The sequence below is a fragment of the Longimicrobium sp. genome (assembly GCF_036399255.1).
In the GTDB taxonomy this organism is placed as follows: Bacteria; Gemmatimonadota; Gemmatimonadetes; order Longimicrobiales; family Longimicrobiaceae; genus Longimicrobium.
The window spans coordinates 1-14,903 of the sequence record NZ_DASWNM010000119.1 but is presented as its reverse complement, the minus strand read 5'-3'; the positions used below and the strand labels follow the sequence as shown (position 1 = coordinate 14,903).

Genomic DNA, 14,903 nt, shown 5'->3' with positions numbered 1-14,903 from the left:
AAGGCGCAGCGGATAAACACCGGAAAAATGTCTCACGCAGAGGGAGCAGAGGACGCGGAGTGAATTCCTCTGCGGCCTCTGTGGCCTCTGCGTGAGACAAATCTTTTGCCGGGCCGGATGCTATGCCGCCGCGCGCTCCGCGGGACGGGTGCCGTTGACCAGCGGGATCACCTCCTCGGCGAAGCGCTCCATCTCCTCCAGCTGGGGAGAGAACTGCAGGAGCAGCAGGTCCAGCCCCGCGCGCTCGAACTCCAGGATGCGCTCGGCCACCTGCTCGGGCGTGCCCACCAGGCCGGCCTTGAGCCCGCGGTTGCTCACCGAATAGTCCTCCAGGCTCACCTGCTGCTCCAGCTGCGTGTTGCCGATCCAGTCCTGGTAGTTGGCGTAGCCCTTGGCGCTCTGCTTTACGTCGGTGATGCGCGCGATCTCCGCCCGCGCCTGCGCCTCCGAACTCCGCACCACCGCGTACCCCGCCGCGCCGAACTGCATGGGAGGAAGCGACAGCGCGTCCCGCCGCGCGCGCATGTCCGCCACCTTGGCGCCGATGGTCTCCGGCGGATCGCCGTGGGTGAGCCAGGCGTCGCACTTTTGCGCGATCAGCGCCTTGGCCGCGGGGCTTTCGCCGCCGGCGTAGATCGTCGGCCGCGGACGGCGGGCGGGCTTGGGCTCCAGGATGGCGTCATCCACCGAGTAGTACGTGCCCGAGTACGAAAAGCGCGGCTCCTTCCACATCCCGTCCACCACGTCCAGCCACTCGCCGGTGCGCGCGTAGCGGTCGTCGTGCTGGTCGAACTGCACGCCGTACTTCTTTGCCTCCGTGGCCCACCAGCTGGAGACCACGTTCAGCGACAGCCGGCCGCCGCTGATGCGGTCGATGTTGGCGGCCTGCTTGGCCAGCAGCGCCGGCGCGTGGAAGGTGGGGCGGACGGCGGTCATGATCTCCAGCCGCTCCGTGACCGCCGCCAGCGCCGCCGTGGTGCTCCACGCGTCCAGCGACGGCGCGTCCATCCCCTTGATGTCGTTCAGGTTCAGCTCGGCGACCAGGGTAAGATCGAAGCCGATCTGCTCGCTGCGCTGGGCCAGGCGCCTGGCGTACGCCCAGGTGGCCTCCATCCCCTCGTCGTCCACGTTGCGCAGCCAGCCGCCAAAGACGGGCATCCAGTATCCAAAGCGCATCAGGCCGCCTCCTTCTCCACCCGGACAGCCACCGCCGCGGCGGCCTCGCGCTCCAGCCAGTCCGCCAGCCGCGCGAACGGATCGAAGCCGATCACGTTGGGCGCGTCCGCCACGAAGTTGCTGAGCGCGTTGACGTCGTAGTAGTACAGCTGCCCGTCGCGCGAGTCGATCATGTACTCGATGCCGCCCACCTCGATGCGCGCCTCGGCCATGATGCGCTCCACCGCCTCGATCACCGGGCGCGGCGGCTCGTAGCCCTCCACGCGCAGCCCGCGCCTGGGCGCGTCCACCGCGCACACCTGCGCGTCCAGCTCGGCGCCGTCCACGCGCTGGCACACGTCCGCGGGGCACAAGTCGAACGACGTGCCGGGTGTGTAGATGCGGATCCCGTACAGGTACTTGCCGCCCAGCACCTCCACCCGGACGATGCGGCTTTCCTCCTGGGGGATGAACTCCTGCACCAGCCCCGTGCTGTCGATCCCCAGGTCCAGCCCGGCCTCCGCCGCCTCGGCGAGCGCCTCGGCCGTCTCGAACTTGCGCACCCCCGCGCCGCTCCCGCCGATGTTGGGCTTTACCGCAATGGGCCAGCGCAGCCCCTGGGCCGCGGCCGGCGCCTGCGAGCCCCGGTGGATGACGCGCGCCCGGGGATAGGGAAGGCCCAGCGACTCGATGAGCGCCAGCTGCGCCGCCTTGCTGATCTCGTTGGCGAACGCCTCCGTCCCGTTCACCACGCGGACGCCGCGGCGCTCCAGGTGCGCCAGGAAGGCCTGCGTGTAGAAGATGGCGTCGCCGCGGCCGCGCAGGTATGCCGACGGGCTCATGCGGTTGAAGACCAGCGAGTACGCCGGCCTGTCGGCGGGGTCGAAGACGTGCTCGTCGGCGTGCAGCTTTACGTACGGCGTGCCGCGGCGGTCCAGCTCCGCGAACAGCGGCTTGAACCACTCCGGGTGCTCGTAGAAGATGCCGATGGGCCGGTCTGCCGGTACTGTGGACATGGAAACGCGTCTCCGTGTGCGTCGGGTGATGGAAAGCAAAAAGCCGCGGCTCCAGGGGAGTCGCGGCTTTCGGTTTCGTTGCGTTGCCGGGGTTTTTGTCCCGGCCGGTCAGGTCAGCTGATGACCCGTACCCGCGCGCCGATGCCTGCCCTCCCCGTGGTGCGGGAGCGCATGGGACAACAACGGCACATGTGCGCGGCGCGGATGTTCAGCATGGGATGGAGGATACAAACCATCGTCGGAACGCGCAACCCGGCGTCGCGCAATCCGCCTGCAGGGTGACGCCAAAAGAGAACAGATTGAACAGCAACGGATTTCCATGTACCATTGCGCCTTCCTGGTACTCTCGACCCGGCTACGGCGTGCTGGGCAGGAGTGCTCGTCGCGGGTTGACAACCGCATGCCTTGGAGGTGATAATGCCTTTGAAGGCATGCCGTTCGCGAGGAGGGGCATGGAGGCGCCGAAGCAGCACCGGCTTCAAGAGATTTACCGTCGACTGACACAGGCGCCCGCTGCCGGAACGTTCGACGAGATGCGTGCGCAGCTGGCCGATGTCATCAACGCGGTGGAGGACCAGCTGACCGGAATTCCCTACGACCCCGCGAACTGGCGCAATGACGGACGGATCTATCCGGTTTACGATGACAACGTATTCGATGTGGCGGGGCATCCGCGCGTAACCCTGTTACGAGCGCGGAAAAACCTGGTCTACATCGGAGACAACGGATCGGCCGAGATCCGCGACGCGTCGGGTGACGTCACATTCCGAAAGCCAGGAAGAGACGGTCTGGGAGTCTGGGAACTGGACTGACGCGGGCCTCTCACAGGTTCTCACCGCCGGTGAAACCGGGTCGGCGTTCACAGCATCGATCACGCACATCTGGGGGTAGCCAGCCATGGCGGCCAACGACATGGAACGTCTGTGGAAAATGCTCGAGCAGCGTTTTCCGGATGGCTCGTATTCGATCCTGAAGCCTCGCACGGAAACCGGCGGCTGGTTCCTGGATGTGGCCTTGAAGGGGTACGATCTGGTGATCGAATGGCGCCCAGGCAGGGGGTTCGGCCTGTCCACGCCTGCCGACGACGATTTCGGCACGGGCCCCGACGAAGTGTTTGAGGATGTAGAATCCGCATACCATCGTGCCAAGGCGCTGCTCCTGAGCCAGACCCCCACCAAGCCGCCCACGCGGGCTACGCTCCCGGAACTCCGGGAAGCGCGGAAGCTGTCGCAGATGGAGCTGGCACAACGGCTCTGCATAAATCAGGGCGCGTGCTCACGGATGGAGCGCAGGCGCGACATGCTGGTCGGCACGCTCCGCAACGTCGTCGCGGCCATGGGCGGCGAGTTGTACCTGGTGGCCAGGTTTCCGGGTGAGACCGTGTACGTCGACCTCCAGTCTGCGGACACGCGCAGTGGCGGCACGCCAGCGGACACCTCGCAGGCGTAGACGGAGAGGGGCCACGGCCGATGGAGCACAGCGGGCGCCCCGATAACGGAGCGCCCGCGTGCGTTCCGGATGCAGCAGGGTGGCCAAGAACGCGTAGCCGCACCGCCACGCGAAGATTGGCGCCTCTCCAAGCAGGCGCTGCGGACTTGCCTCGTCAGCCCGGCTCGTCAGATTGCGATGCGCCCACCGCGCGCGGAACGGGATGGGGATCATCCCCTCTCGCCCTCGCCGAGCCTGCCGATGATGACCCGCCGGTACAATTTTGCTTGAGCTGATGAACCGGCGCCGACGCGAGCCCGGGCGCCTTTCGCGCGCGCTGAGGGCGTTCGCGTGGGGGCTCGCCGCGCTGCTGGCGGTGCTCGCGATCGGGCGCGTGGTGCTGGCGCCGGACCCGTCGGGCGCGGGCGGCACGCGCGTGGCGCTGGCGCAGCTCGCGCACCTGCGGCCGGAGCTGGAGGCGCGCGCGGACGCCATGCAGGAGCTGTTTCCGGAGGGCCGCGTCTTTACCCTGGCGCTCTATGGGCTCGCCTGGGTGGACGTGGGACGCGGCTCGTCCGATGGGGCCCTGCGCGCGCGGTCGCTGGCGGAGGCGCGCCGGGCGCTCGTGCTTGCGGAGGCGCCTCGCTCGCAAGCCGGCTTCGGGGAGGCGGGCGGGCTTCCGCACGGGATCTTCTACGAGGGATGGACGGCGCACCTGCGCGCCGGGACGCTGCACCTGAGCGGCGAAGACGCGGCGCGGGACACGGCGTTCCGCGCCGCGTGCGGGCGCCTTGACGCCGCGTTCCGGAGCGGCGGGCCGTTCCTGGACTCGTACGCGGGGATGGCGTGGCCCGGTGACAACGCCGTGGGCGCGGCGGCGCTGGCCTCCTGCGGCACGCTGCTGGACGCGCGCTACACCCGGACGGCGCAGGGGTGGCTGCGGGCGGCGCTCCGGCACGCCGACCCGGCCACCGGCCTGCTTCCGCACGACGCCGGGCTTCCGAACCCGCGCGGCGAATCGGTGGCGCTGATGATCCGCTTCATCCACGAGATCGACCCCGCCGTCGCGGCCGCGCAGTACGCCGGGATGGAGCGGACCTTCGCCACGCGGCTGGTGGGGCTGCTGCCGGCGGTGCGCGAGTATCCGCGCGGCGTCCGGGGCTCGGGCGACATCGATTCCGGGCCCGTGATCCTGGGCGTGAGCGCCCCCGCGTCCGTCGTGGGGATCGCCGCGGCGCGCATGACCGGGCACCACCGCGCGGCGGCGGACCTGCGCGCCACGCCGGAGGTGCTGGGCGCACCCCTGCAGTGGCGCGGCCGGCGGTCGTACGCGTTTGGCCGGCTGGCCGTGGGCGATGCGTTCCTGGCGTGGTCGTCCGTGGTGCGGCCGTGGAACGTCCCCGCGGCGCCGCCCTCGTCATCCACCCCCTATACCGGATGGCGGGTGGGCTGGTGTGGGGTGTGGGGACTGCTGCTGGTTCTTGCCCTGACCCGGCTCGTGCGCATCTTCAGGCGACCCGCGGCACCGGCATCCACCTTTCACGGCCCGGCCGCGCGCACGCATCGCGCGGCGCCGGCTTTGCCGCAGACCGAGGAGACGACGTGAACGCCATCAACCTGGCCGAAAAGCTCTCGCTGTTCAGCGACCACTGGCACCCGCGCATCGTGGGAGAGCTGAACGGGCAGCACGTAAAGCTGGCCAAGCTGCAGGGCGAGTTCATCTGGCACGACCACGCGGACGAGGACGAGCTGTTCCTGGTGCTCAAGGGCCGCCTGCGCATGGAGTTCCGCGACCGCACCGTGGAACTGGGCGAGGGCGAGGTGCTGATCGTGCCGCGCGGCGTGGAGCACCGGCCCATCGCGGACGAAGAGGTGCACGTGCTGCTCTTCGAGCCCGCCTCCACCAGGCACACCGGCGACGTGGAGCACGCGCTGACGAAGCACGAGCTGGAACGCATCTGATCTCATGGCCCAGGGACCGGAGCAGGTACGCGCCTTCTACGACACCGTGGCGGCGGAGTATGCGGAGCACTTCGCGGACGAGCTGCAGGGCAAGCCGCTGGACCGCGCGCTGCTGGAGCGCTTCGCCGCGGACGTGCGGGGCGCCGGGCCGGTGTACGACCTGGGCTGCGGGCCGGGCGGGCAGACGACGGCGTTTCTGCACGCGCTGGGCGTGGAGGTGCGCGGGATGGACCTCTCCCCCGCCGCCGTCGCCGAGGCAGGTCGGCGGCATCCGCGGATCGTCTTTGAAGCCGGCGACATGCTGGCGCTGCCGCTGGAGGACGGCGTGGCGGCGGGGATCGTGGCCTTCTACTCCATCGTGCACTTTTCGCCCGCGCAGCTGCGCACCGCGCTCGGCGAAATGCAGCGGGTGATGCGGCCGGGCGCGCCGCTGCTGCTCGCGTTCCACGTGGGCGAGCAGGTGGTGCACGTGGACGAGATGTTCGGCCGGCAGGCGTCCGTGGACTTCGTGTTCCACAGGACGGAGGACGTGGAGGCGGCGCTGCACGGTGCGGGGCTGGGCGAGGTGGAGACGATCATCCGCGAGCCGTATCCGGAGGTGGAGCATCCCAGCGTCCGGGCGTACGTCTTCGCGCGCAAGCCACCCGCGGCTTACCGGGGCTGATGGGTGGATGCGGCTCCGTCCGGATGACGCGCCGCATCTACCGGCATCATCGAGTTCCCCATCGACCGAAAGCGCCTCACGCAGAGACGCGGGAAGAATGATCTCCCCGCGTCTCTGCGTCGTTCTGTTGATGAGTCCGGCCGGATCCGGGGATCAGAGCCGGCGTCCGCCGCGGCGGCGGTGGAGAAGGTGCAGCAGCACCAGCAGCACCACCGCGCCGACGAACGCGGTAAAGATGGTGCCCGCCAATCCGCTGAACGGCGTGGTTACGCCCAGCTGGCGAAAGAGCCAGCCGCCCACGAAGGCGCCCACGATCCCCACCACGATGTCGCCCACCAGCCCCACGCCCCCCACCAGCAAACCGGCGAGCACGCCCGCCACAAGCCCTACGATCAGCCACGTAAGCAGATCCATGGTCCGTTCTTCCCGTGTGATGTATCCGGTCCCCGACGGTGGTCGGCGCAATCGCCATACCCCGGTGCGCGGATCGCGTCTGGAGGCAGCAGAGTGCGCGGTTGAGAATCATTCGCAAGTTGTTGCAGATCGAATACTTGCGTGCAGGAAGAGGTGGCCCGCACCTTGCTGGAAGGTGTGGGCAACCGAACCCGAACCGGAGGATTGGACGATGCAGAACCCGCTTGAAAAGTCGCTGCCGCAGACCTCGGTGGTTGGCGCTTGCACCGTGACGGACTGCAAGTTCAACGAAAACCACGAGTGCCACGCCGGCTCCATCGAGGTGCGCGTGAGCGCGGCCGGCGCCGAGTGCGGCACCTACACCCCGGAGCGCAACACCCGCCCGCGTCCGTAACGCGGCGTGGCGGCAGGCCCTCCAGGGTGAGCGGGCGTCCACACGGGCGCCCGCTTCGCGTTTGTGGATAGGAGACGGATTGGGGCGGTCCGGACAGTGTTGTGCGAGATGGTGGGCCGCCCCCCTCTCCCGGCCCTCCCCCGCAAACAGCGCGGGGAAGGGTGACGCGCACGACCAACGATCCGGAGCGGGGTCGAATTCTCCTCTCCCCCATGCAGTTCATGGGGGAGAGGCCGGGAGAGGGGGGCGGCCTCCGACGCAGCTCGAGGCCTTGCGTCGAGCCGCGATCCCTCCGCACCCCCAACCTCCCCCAGCAGTTTTGGGGGAGGTTGGCGAGTAATGCGAGCCCGGAGGGGGCGCCTGCGACGCAGCTCGAAGCATCCGAAGCCTGATCGATTTTCTCCATCGGGAACCTTGCACCCTGATCGGCGGTTCCACGCACCCGCGCGCTGGCACCCGGCGCGCGGGGGTGCTAAATCTCTCGCAAGCACCACTGGCCCGCTCCCAACCGTACGCATGCGCTTCATCCATCCCCTCCGCCCTGCCGCCGCGGCGGTGCTGCTGGCCCTGGCGCCGGCCGCCGCCCAGCAGAGCGTGGAGTACGACGTCCGCCTGCCCAACCGCGTGCACCACGAAGCGCAGATCACCGCCACCTTTCGCGGCGTGCCCGCCGGCCAGCCGCTGCAGGCGCGGATGAGCCGCAGCTCGCCGGGCCGCTACGCGCTGCACGAGTTCGCCAAGAACGTCTACGGCGTCCGCGCCACCGACGGGCAGGGCCGCCCGCTGGCCTTTACCCGCGCCGACCCGCACCAGTGGGACGTGGCGGGGCACGACGGCACCGTCACTATTCAGTACACGCTGTTCGGCGACCGGGCGGACGGCACCTACGCCGGCATCGACGCCAGCCACGCGCACCTGAACGCGCCCGCCACCTTTTTGTGGGCGCGGGGGATGGAGAACGCGCCGGTCCGCGTGCGCTTCGAGCGGCCGGCGGGGTGGCGCGTGGCCACGCAGTTGGCGCCCACGGCCGATTCGTCCGTGTTCACCGCGCCCAGCCTGCAGTACCTGATGGACTCGCCCGCCGAGGTTTCGCCGTGGGAGGTGCGCGAGTGGACGGTGCCCGGCCCCGACGGGCGCCCGCAGACGGTTCGGCTGGCCGTGCACCACGCGGGGACGGCGGAGGAGCTGGACCGCTACGCCGACAAGGCGCGCAAGGTGGTCGCCGAGCAGATCGGCATGTTCGGCGAGGCGCCGCGCTTCGACTTTGGCACGTACACCTTTCTGGCGGACTACCTGCCGTGGGTGGCGGGCGACGGGATGGAGCACCGCAACAGCACCGTCATCAGCAGCACCCGCCCGCTGCGCACGGGCGAGATGCAGAACCTGGGCACGCTGTCGCACGAGTTCTTTCACGCGTGGAACGTGGAGCGCATTCGCCCCGACGCGCTGGAGCCGTTCGACTTTACCCAGGCCAACATGAGCGGCGAACTGTGGTTCGCCGAGGGCTTCACCAGCTACTACGACGACCTGTTCATCCGCCGCGCGGGGCTGACGACGGACTCGGCGTACGCGGAGGGGATCGGCGGCGGCATCGTCTCGCCGACCTTGGTGGCGCAGGGGCGGCGCTTCTTCTCGCCGGTGGAGATGAGCATGCAGGCGCCGTTCGTGGACGCGGCGGCATCCATCGACCCCCACAACCGGGTCAACACCTTTCTTTCGTACTACACCTGGGGCTCGGGGGTGGCGCTGGGGCTGGACCTTACCCTGCGCACCCGCTTCGACAGCGTTACGCTGGACGACTACATGCGGGCCATGTGGCGCGAGTTTGGCCGCGAGCAGACGGCGGCGCTGGCGCCCGCGCGGCCGTACACGCTGGCCGACCTGCGCCGCGTTCTCGGTGAGGTGACGCGCGACCCGGCGTTCGCGGACGACTTCTTCGACCGGTACGTGGAGGGGCGCGAGGTGGTGGACTACGCCGCGCTGCTCGCGCGGGCCGGGTTCCTGCTGCGTCAGCCGCAGGCGCAAAGCCCCTGGCTGGGCGCGCCGCTCTCCCCGGCCGAGGGGGGCGTGCGGGTGGATGGGTACGCGCCCGCCAACGCGTCGCTGTACACGGCGGGGATCAGCGCGGGCGACGTAATCGTATCGGTTGATGGGCGCGCCGTGGCGGACCCGGACGCGCTGTGGGCGGTCCTGGATGCGCACACCGCGGGCGACGTGGTGCAGGTGGAGTGGATGCAGCGCGGGCAGCGCCGCGCCGAGCCCATGACGCTGGCGGGGAGCCCCGCGCTGGAGGTGGTGGCGTACGAGGTGGCCGGGATGCGGGTGACGCCGGAGATGCGCGCCTTTCGCGAGAGCTGGCTGGGCTCTCGCGCGCGGCGCTGACCCTGGAGGGACGAGACAATGCGAGCGCGGACGATGATGATGGGCGCGTGCGCCGCGGCGATGGCCGTCGCGGTGGCGTGCAGGGAAGGAACGCCCAACCCTACAAAAGAGCCTGAGATGGAGCCCAACGCGCCGACGGTGGCCGTGCAGCAGGTGCGCAGCTATCCGCACGATTCCACCGCCTTTACGCAGGGGCTGGTGTGGCACGATGGCCGCCTGTACGAAAGCACGGGGCGCTACGGCGAGTCGTCGCTGCGCATCGTGGAGCTGCAGACGGGGCGCGTGGTGCAGAAGGTGGACCTGGCGCAGACCTACTTTGCCGAGGGCCTGGCCGCGGTGGGCAATACGCTGTACCAGCTCACGTGGAAGGAAAGCGTCGCCTTCAAGTACGACGCCGAGACGCTGCGGCCGGCGGGCCAGGTAAGCTACACGGGCGAGGCGTGGGGGCTGGCCTCCGACGGCCGCAGGCTGATCGTGAGCGACGGGTCCAGCTACCTGACCTTCGTGGATCCGGCGTCGTTCCAGGTGGACACCACCATCCGGGTAACGGACGGCGGCCAGCCGGTGGACCAGCTGAACGAGCTGGAGTGGGTGCGCGGCGAGGTGTGGGCCAACGTGTGGCACACCAACCAGATCGTGCGCATCGACCCGCAGACGGGGCGGGTGAAGGGGCGGCTGGACCTGTCGGCGCTGGTGCCCGCGGTGCGCGATCCGGAGGCGGTGCTCAACGGCACGGCGTACGATCCGCAGGCCAACCGGCTGCTGGTGACGGGCAAGCTGTGGCCCAAGCTGTACGAGATCAGCGTGCCCTCGCTGGGCATCGGCGGCGGCGGGGCGGCGGCCGGTACGGCGCCGTAGCGGGCGGTTGAAACCATCGGCGGCCGGCGCCCGTAGGATGCGGGCGTGAGAGCAGGCCGTCGAACTTCCTTCAACGCCAACCCGCCATGCTGGTTCTGCGCTTTCTTTTCCGAAGCCTGATCCTGGGCGCCGTGACCCGGCTCCTGGGTGGGTTCTTCCCCCTTGGCCGCAGGTTGCTCCGCTTGATCTGGCGCTGAAGGCGGCGGTTCTGACAGGCCGGCCGGGCCCCGCACTCGCGGTGGTCCGGCCGGCGTTCGTCTGCAGGGGAAGTGCCCAGTATCGAGTGCCAAGTGCGGTCCGCCCGGGATCATCCACGCCGATGCAGTCTCCCATGTCGCAGGCTCCCACGCTGACCACCCGACGGCTGGTGCTGCGGCCGTTTGCGCCGGACGACGCGGCGGCGGTGCACGCGCACCTGGCCGACCACGAGGTGGCGGCCACCACGGCCAGCATCCCGCATCCCTATCCCGACGGCGCGGCGGAGGAGTGGATCGGCACGCACGGCAGGCGCTACGCGGCGGGCGAGGCGGTGGTGCTGGCCATCGCGCTGCGGGAGACGGAGGCGCTGGTGGGATCCATCGAAATTCGCCTGGTGCCGGGGCACCGGCGCGCGGAGCTGGGCTACTGGATCGGCCGCGCCCACTGGGGGCGCGGATACGCCACGGAGGCCGCGGACGCGCTGGTGCGCTGGGGATTCGCCACGCTGGGTTTGCACCGCGTGACCGCCGCGCATCTCACCCGGAACCCGGCGTCCGGCAGGGTGCTGCTCAGGATCGGGATGCGGCACGAGGGACGGCTGCGGAAGCACTTTCTGAAATGGGGCATGCTGGAGGACCTGGACCTGTACGGCATCCTGGAGCACGAGCTTCCGCCGGGGGCTGCGTAGCCGCGAATTCGGAAAAGATTTGTCCCACGCAGAAGCCCCCGGTGCCACGGCGCCGGGGGCTTCGTCGTGTTCATCAGACTGTGCTACCCCTCCCTCTGGCGGGCGCTCCGCACACCCCGATCTGTCATTCCGAGGAGCGCACGCTTCGCGCCTTGCCCGATCACGGAACCCGGCGCGCGACCGAGGAATCTACTTTCCGTTTCCTCGTGGCCCGACGCGACGCCCCGGACTGGCCCTGTCCGGCGGTTTCGCACCGCGGCGATTGCGCGGGCTGCCGCGTCCGGCCTCGCGCGGGCCGACAGTAGATTCCTCGGCCCTGCAACCTGCGTCGCATTCGGCCAGCGGCAGCGTGGCCGGGCCTCGGAATGACAGTCCGGGTTCATCCAGCAAGGGTACGGAGAGCGCCGCTGGAATCGCTTCGGAGATTCCCGAGTGTAAGCAGCCACCCCCTCAGAGGGTGTTGCCCAACCTGACCCTGTGATCGACTTCCTGAGGGAGGCGCCGCCCCGTACCTCGTTTGTACACTGCACCTTGGCGCCGACCGAAGGACCTCGCCGGCAGAACGACGGGGCTGGTCCCGCGGCATGAAGCCGGCCCCGCCTCGCCGGAGAGCAGGTCCTTCGGTCGCGCGCAGGCGGTTGTATGGAATCGGGTTACACGTGGTGCGCTCCCTCAGGAAGTCATCGCTTCTTCGTGAGCTTGGGGGTTTGGCAACACCCCCTCAGGGCCAGTCGCGCAGCTTGAGCACGAGGCCGGCGAGGAGAAGCCAGAACACGCCGTATCCCGCGGCAAAGGCGCTGGCGCCCCACACGATCTCGCCGCGGACCAGGCCGTCGTACACGTCGTTGAACGCCAGCTGCGGGGGGAGCACGATGGAGAGGATGTCGCCCAGCGGCCCCGGCAGCGGCTGCGCGCCGGCGGAGATGGCCAGCAGCCAGAAGTAGTTGAACAGGAACAGCACCAGCGCCACCCACGTGTCCCCGCGCGACAGGGTGACCGAGAGAAAGGCGATCATCCCCCCGTTGGCCACCGCCGCCAGCAGCGCCAGGTACAGCCCGATCCATCCCCCCTCGAACCTGCCCCACGCCACCAGCTGACCGATCACCAGGAACGCGGCGGCCGCCAGCATCGCCATCGCCAGCCCCATGGCCCAGCGCAGCGCGTAAAAGGCCAGCGGCCGCGTGGGATGCGAAAAGAACAGGCGGTAGTAGCCCTGCCGGCGGTCGTTGCTCACGAACCCGCCCAGCAGGATCAGCATCGACAATCCCGCCAGGTTGCTCAGGGTGGCGCTGATCCCCAGCGCGCCCAGGTCCAGCCGGAACTCCTCCGGCGCCGCCTCGTGCGTGTGAAAGCCGGGCTCGATGAAGAAGAAGGCGACGCACAGCAGCGCCACCATCAACACCCGCGGCAGCATTCCGCGCAGCATGATGGGGATCATGCGCCCTCCTCCCCGCCGTCCACGTCCGCCAGGGCCGCGTCGGGAACGCGCGGCGCGCCCTCGGATTTCGGCGCCTCCTCCACCCGGTGCGCCAGGCGGTGGTAGCGGTCGCGCAGCCCGCCGGCGTCCGGCGCCACCGAGCGGACGACGGCGCCCGCCTGGATGAGCGCCCCCAGCCGCCGGGTGAGGTCGCGCGCGCCACCGGCCTCCACCCGGAAAGTGTGGCCGTCGCCGCGCAGGGGAAGCGCGCCGGGAAAGGCCTCGGGCACCCGGCGGGCGGACGCGGTGCCCTCCACCTCCAGCCGGTACGCGGGGACGGGGCCGGCGCCGCCGCGCAGGTCCACCACCTCGCGGACGCGGCCGTTGGACAGGATCACCGCCTGGTCGGCCACGCGCTCCACCTCGTCCAGGTCGTGCGAGGCAAAGACCAGGACGCGCTCCGGGTCGGCGCGGCGCCACTCGGCCAGCATCTCGCGCACGCGGGCCACCCACTCGGGGTCCAGCCCGTCCGTTCCCTCGTCCATCACCATCACCTTGCGGTCGCCGAGGAGCGCCTGGGCAATGGCCAGCCGCTGCAGGTTGCCCTTGCTGAGCGCCGCCACCCGCCGCCCCGCCACCTCGGTAAGCCCCAGCTTGCGGATGATGCGCTGAATGCGCTCGGTGGGCCGCTCCACCTCGCCCAGCGCCGAGAACGCCTGCAGCGCGCCGCGCACCGTCCACGCGGGGGGAAGCGACACGCGGTCGGGGACGTACGCCACGCCGCGCCGCTCGGCGTAGTCGCGCGGCAGCATGCCGCCCACCTGCACCCCGCCGGCCGTGGGGTTCAGGTAGCCCAGCAGCAGGCGGATGAGCGTGCTCTTGCCCGCGCCGTTGGGCCCCACCAGCCCCACGGCCGCGCCGGGCGGCACGTGCAGCGTCACGCCGTCCAGCGCGCGGACGCGCTCGCCGCGCACGCGGGCCAGGGGGCCGCCGTATTCCTTTACCACCTTCTCTAGCCGGATCATGGCCCGGAGCCTACCGCCGCGCGGGGGGCGGACGCAAGCCCGGCATGGACCCTGCGCCTTCGTCCGCTCTATGGCCAACCGACCGCGCTACGACCGCCGCACCCTTCCCCGCACGGGGCCGCTGCGCCCCCTGTACGACGGGCTGTACCGGCTGCTGCGCTGGATCGGCGCGCACGTGCAGGGATTTCACCGGGCCGTCGGCGCGTTCCTGGTGATCGGCATGATGGTGGTGCTGGTGATGTCGATCGGCTTCGCCATGCTGGCCAAGCAGGTGATGGCGGGCGCGACGCTGCACATGGACGAGTCCATCCTGCGGGCGATGGAGCAGATGGGCGCGCCCTGGCTGGACAACGTGGCGCTGGAGGTGACGGCGCTGGGGGCGCGGCTGGTGGTCTGGATGGTGGTGCTGATCGCCAGCGTGTTCCTGTGGTCCAGCCGCCACCACTACTCCGCGGCGCTGCTGTGGGTGTCGATGATCGGCGCGGGGTTCGTGAACGCGGCGCTCAAGGTCTCGTTCAACCGGCCGCGTCCGGACGTGTTTCCCTGGCGCACCACCCACGTGGGGCTGGCGTCGTTCCCGTCCGGGCACGCCATGACGTCGGTGGTCGTCTACGGCACCCTGGCGTTCCTCATCGCCCGGCTGGCGCCCACCAAGCTGCTGCGGCGGATTACCTGGGCCACCGCCATCGGGGTGATCCTGCTGATCGGCTGGTCGCGGCTGTACCTGGGGGTGCACTACCCGTCCGACGTGCTCGCCGGCTTCGTGATGGGCGCCGCGTGGGCGATCATCTGCGCGCTGGGGATCGAGGCCGTGCGCTACTTCCGGACCCGCCGGCCGGAGGTGGTGGTGGAGGAAAAGGACCTGGGCCCCGGCGGCCCCGTCGCGCCGCCGAAGCCGGTGTGAGAGTGCGGGAGTGCGTGAGTGCGGAAGTGCGGAAGTGCGGAAGTGCGGAAGTGCGGAAGTGATCGGGGGCATGTGCCGTTGGTCGGCGATTGCAGGTGATTTCAGTGCAACACCGATGGGCGGATCATGGCGTTGACGACGCGGGGTTTGGCGCGCGGCCCCGCCCGTTTCCGATGGAGATTCTTCGGTCGGCGCACAGGGCTGCTGAGCGTTTCGGACGGCTCGGGGAGGCGCCTTCCTCAGAATGACAGTGTCGTTCACGGGGGAGACAGGATGGAGCGGCGTCCGGATCTTCGGAGCCGCTCCGTTTTATCACACCCCTTCACCCCTTCACCCCTTCACCCCTTCACCCCTTCACCCCTTCACCCCTTCACCCCTTCACCCCTTCACCCCTTCAC

Annotated in this window: 15 protein-coding genes; 10 read left to right on the top strand and 5 right to left on the bottom strand. The window is 70.0% G+C overall.

Going from position 1 to position 14,903, the window contains the following annotated elements; all coding sequences use genetic code 11:
- Positions 1-120: 120 nt before the first annotated feature.
- Entirely contained in the window at positions 121-1,176 is a 1,056-nt protein-coding gene (locus VGC13_RS21560; RefSeq protein WP_331127359.1) for an LLM class flavin-dependent oxidoreductase, read from the bottom strand.
- Positions 1,176-2,171 carry a hypothetical protein gene (locus tag VGC13_RS21555; protein ID WP_331127358.1) on the bottom strand — a complete coding sequence of 332 codons (996 nt, stop codon included), beginning with the start codon at positions 2,169-2,171 and terminating at the stop codon, positions 1,176-1,178. The genes VGC13_RS21560 and VGC13_RS21555 overlap by 1 nt, the downstream gene beginning before the upstream one ends.
- 452 nt (positions 2,172-2,623) lie before the next feature.
- Between VGC13_RS21555 and VGC13_RS21550 the strand changes: the two genes are divergently transcribed.
- The 5 genes from VGC13_RS21550 (at position 2,624) to VGC13_RS21530 (ending at position 6,225) form a co-directional block, all read left to right on the top strand.
- Entirely contained in the window at positions 2,624-2,983 is a 360-nt protein-coding gene (locus tag VGC13_RS21550) for a hypothetical protein (protein WP_331127357.1), read from the top strand.
- An 85-nt stretch (positions 2,984-3,068) separates the two neighbouring features.
- Positions 3,069-3,620: an XRE family transcriptional regulator gene (locus VGC13_RS21545; protein ID WP_331127356.1), complete on the top strand. Its 552-nt coding sequence runs from the start codon at positions 3,069-3,071 to the stop codon at positions 3,618-3,620.
- Positions 3,621-3,894: 274 nt separating this feature from the next.
- Complete coding sequence (locus VGC13_RS21540) at positions 3,895-5,205, top strand: hypothetical protein (RefSeq protein ID WP_331127355.1); 1,311 nt, start codon at positions 3,895-3,897, stop codon at positions 5,203-5,205.
- Positions 5,202-5,561, top strand: coding sequence for a cupin domain-containing protein (locus VGC13_RS21535; protein WP_331127354.1), 360 nt, complete (start codon positions 5,202-5,204; stop codon positions 5,559-5,561). Before VGC13_RS21540 ends, VGC13_RS21535 begins: the two co-directional genes overlap by 4 nt.
- Positions 5,562-5,565: 4 nt before the next feature.
- Positions 5,566-6,225, top strand: coding sequence for a class I SAM-dependent methyltransferase (locus VGC13_RS21530; protein ID WP_331127353.1), 660 nt, complete (start codon positions 5,566-5,568; stop codon positions 6,223-6,225).
- 153 nt (positions 6,226-6,378) lie between these two features.
- Here the strand turns inward: VGC13_RS21530 and VGC13_RS21525 are convergent, their stop codons facing one another.
- The gene (locus VGC13_RS21525) at positions 6,379-6,639 is read right to left on the bottom strand and encodes a GlsB/YeaQ/YmgE family stress response membrane protein (RefSeq protein ID WP_331127352.1); all 261 of its coding nucleotides are present in this window, start codon (positions 6,637-6,639) and stop codon (positions 6,379-6,381) included.
- Positions 6,640-6,850: 211 nt separating this feature from the next.
- Here VGC13_RS21525 and VGC13_RS21520 point away from each other — a divergent pair, with 211 nt between their 5' ends.
- The 4 genes from VGC13_RS21520 (at position 6,851) to VGC13_RS21505 (ending at position 11,159) form a co-directional block, all read left to right on the top strand.
- A complete protein-coding gene (locus tag VGC13_RS21520; RefSeq protein ID WP_331127351.1) occupies positions 6,851-7,033 on the top strand; it encodes a DUF1540 domain-containing protein in 183 nt (60 codons plus the stop codon).
- 516 nt (positions 7,034-7,549) lie between these two features.
- Positions 7,550-9,415 carry a M61 family metallopeptidase gene (locus tag VGC13_RS21515; protein WP_331127350.1) on the top strand — a complete coding sequence of 622 codons (1,866 nt, stop codon included), beginning with the start codon at positions 7,550-7,552 and terminating at the stop codon, positions 9,413-9,415.
- Between the two features lie 18 nt (positions 9,416-9,433).
- Complete coding sequence (locus VGC13_RS21510) at positions 9,434-10,273, top strand: glutaminyl-peptide cyclotransferase (RefSeq protein ID WP_331127349.1); 840 nt, start codon at positions 9,434-9,436, stop codon at positions 10,271-10,273.
- A 319-nt stretch (positions 10,274-10,592) separates the two neighbouring features.
- Entirely contained in the window at positions 10,593-11,159 is a 567-nt protein-coding gene (locus VGC13_RS21505) for a GNAT family N-acetyltransferase (RefSeq protein WP_331127348.1), read from the top strand.
- A 721-nt stretch (positions 11,160-11,880) separates the two neighbouring features.
- Here VGC13_RS21505 and VGC13_RS21500 read toward each other — a convergent pair.
- Positions 11,881-12,597 (bottom strand): hypothetical protein, encoded by a 717-nt coding sequence (locus tag VGC13_RS21500; protein WP_331127347.1) that lies wholly within the window; start codon positions 12,595-12,597, stop codon positions 11,881-11,883.
- Positions 12,594-13,601, bottom strand: coding sequence for an ABC transporter ATP-binding protein (locus VGC13_RS21495; RefSeq protein WP_331127346.1), 1,008 nt, complete (start codon positions 13,599-13,601; stop codon positions 12,594-12,596). The genes VGC13_RS21500 and VGC13_RS21495 overlap by 4 nt, the downstream gene beginning before the upstream one ends.
- Before the next feature lie 70 nt (positions 13,602-13,671).
- Between VGC13_RS21495 and VGC13_RS21490 the strand changes: the two genes are divergently transcribed.
- Positions 13,672-14,505: a phosphatase PAP2 family protein gene (locus VGC13_RS21490; RefSeq protein ID WP_331127345.1), complete on the top strand. Its 834-nt coding sequence runs from the start codon at positions 13,672-13,674 to the stop codon at positions 14,503-14,505.
- Positions 14,506-14,903: the final 398 nt, after the last annotated feature.

Bases quoted from the DNA above. Each gene is read 5' to 3' on its own strand.
- VGC13_RS21560 (WP_331127359.1), bottom strand. From the start codon at position 1,176: ATGCGCTTTGGATACTGGATGCCCGTCTTTGGCGGCTGGCTGCGCAAC.
- VGC13_RS21555 (WP_331127358.1), bottom strand. From the start codon at position 2,171: ATGTCCACAGTACCGGCAGACCGGCCCATCGGCATCTTCTACGAGCAC.
- VGC13_RS21550 (WP_331127357.1), top strand. From the start codon at position 2,624: ATGGAGGCGCCGAAGCAGCACCGGCTTCAAGAGATTTACCGTCGACTG.
- VGC13_RS21545 (WP_331127356.1), top strand. From the start codon at position 3,069: ATGGCGGCCAACGACATGGAACGTCTGTGGAAAATGCTCGAGCAGCGT.
- VGC13_RS21540 (WP_331127355.1), top strand. From the start codon at position 3,895: ATGAACCGGCGCCGACGCGAGCCCGGGCGCCTTTCGCGCGCGCTGAGG.
- VGC13_RS21530 (WP_331127353.1), top strand. From the start codon at position 5,566: ATGGCCCAGGGACCGGAGCAGGTACGCGCCTTCTACGACACCGTGGCG.
- VGC13_RS21525 (WP_331127352.1), bottom strand. From the start codon at position 6,639: ATGGATCTGCTTACGTGGCTGATCGTAGGGCTTGTGGCGGGCGTGCTC.
- VGC13_RS21520 (WP_331127351.1), top strand. From the start codon at position 6,851: ATGCAGAACCCGCTTGAAAAGTCGCTGCCGCAGACCTCGGTGGTTGGC.
- VGC13_RS21515 (WP_331127350.1), top strand. From the start codon at position 7,550: ATGCGCTTCATCCATCCCCTCCGCCCTGCCGCCGCGGCGGTGCTGCTG.
- VGC13_RS21510 (WP_331127349.1), top strand. From the start codon at position 9,434: ATGCGAGCGCGGACGATGATGATGGGCGCGTGCGCCGCGGCGATGGCC.
- VGC13_RS21505 (WP_331127348.1), top strand. From the start codon at position 10,593: ATGCAGTCTCCCATGTCGCAGGCTCCCACGCTGACCACCCGACGGCTG.
- VGC13_RS21500 (WP_331127347.1), bottom strand. From the start codon at position 12,597: ATGATCCCCATCATGCTGCGCGGAATGCTGCCGCGGGTGTTGATGGTG.
- VGC13_RS21495 (WP_331127346.1), bottom strand. From the start codon at position 13,601: ATGATCCGGCTAGAGAAGGTGGTAAAGGAATACGGCGGCCCCCTGGCC.
- VGC13_RS21490 (WP_331127345.1), top strand. From the start codon at position 13,672: ATGGCCAACCGACCGCGCTACGACCGCCGCACCCTTCCCCGCACGGGG.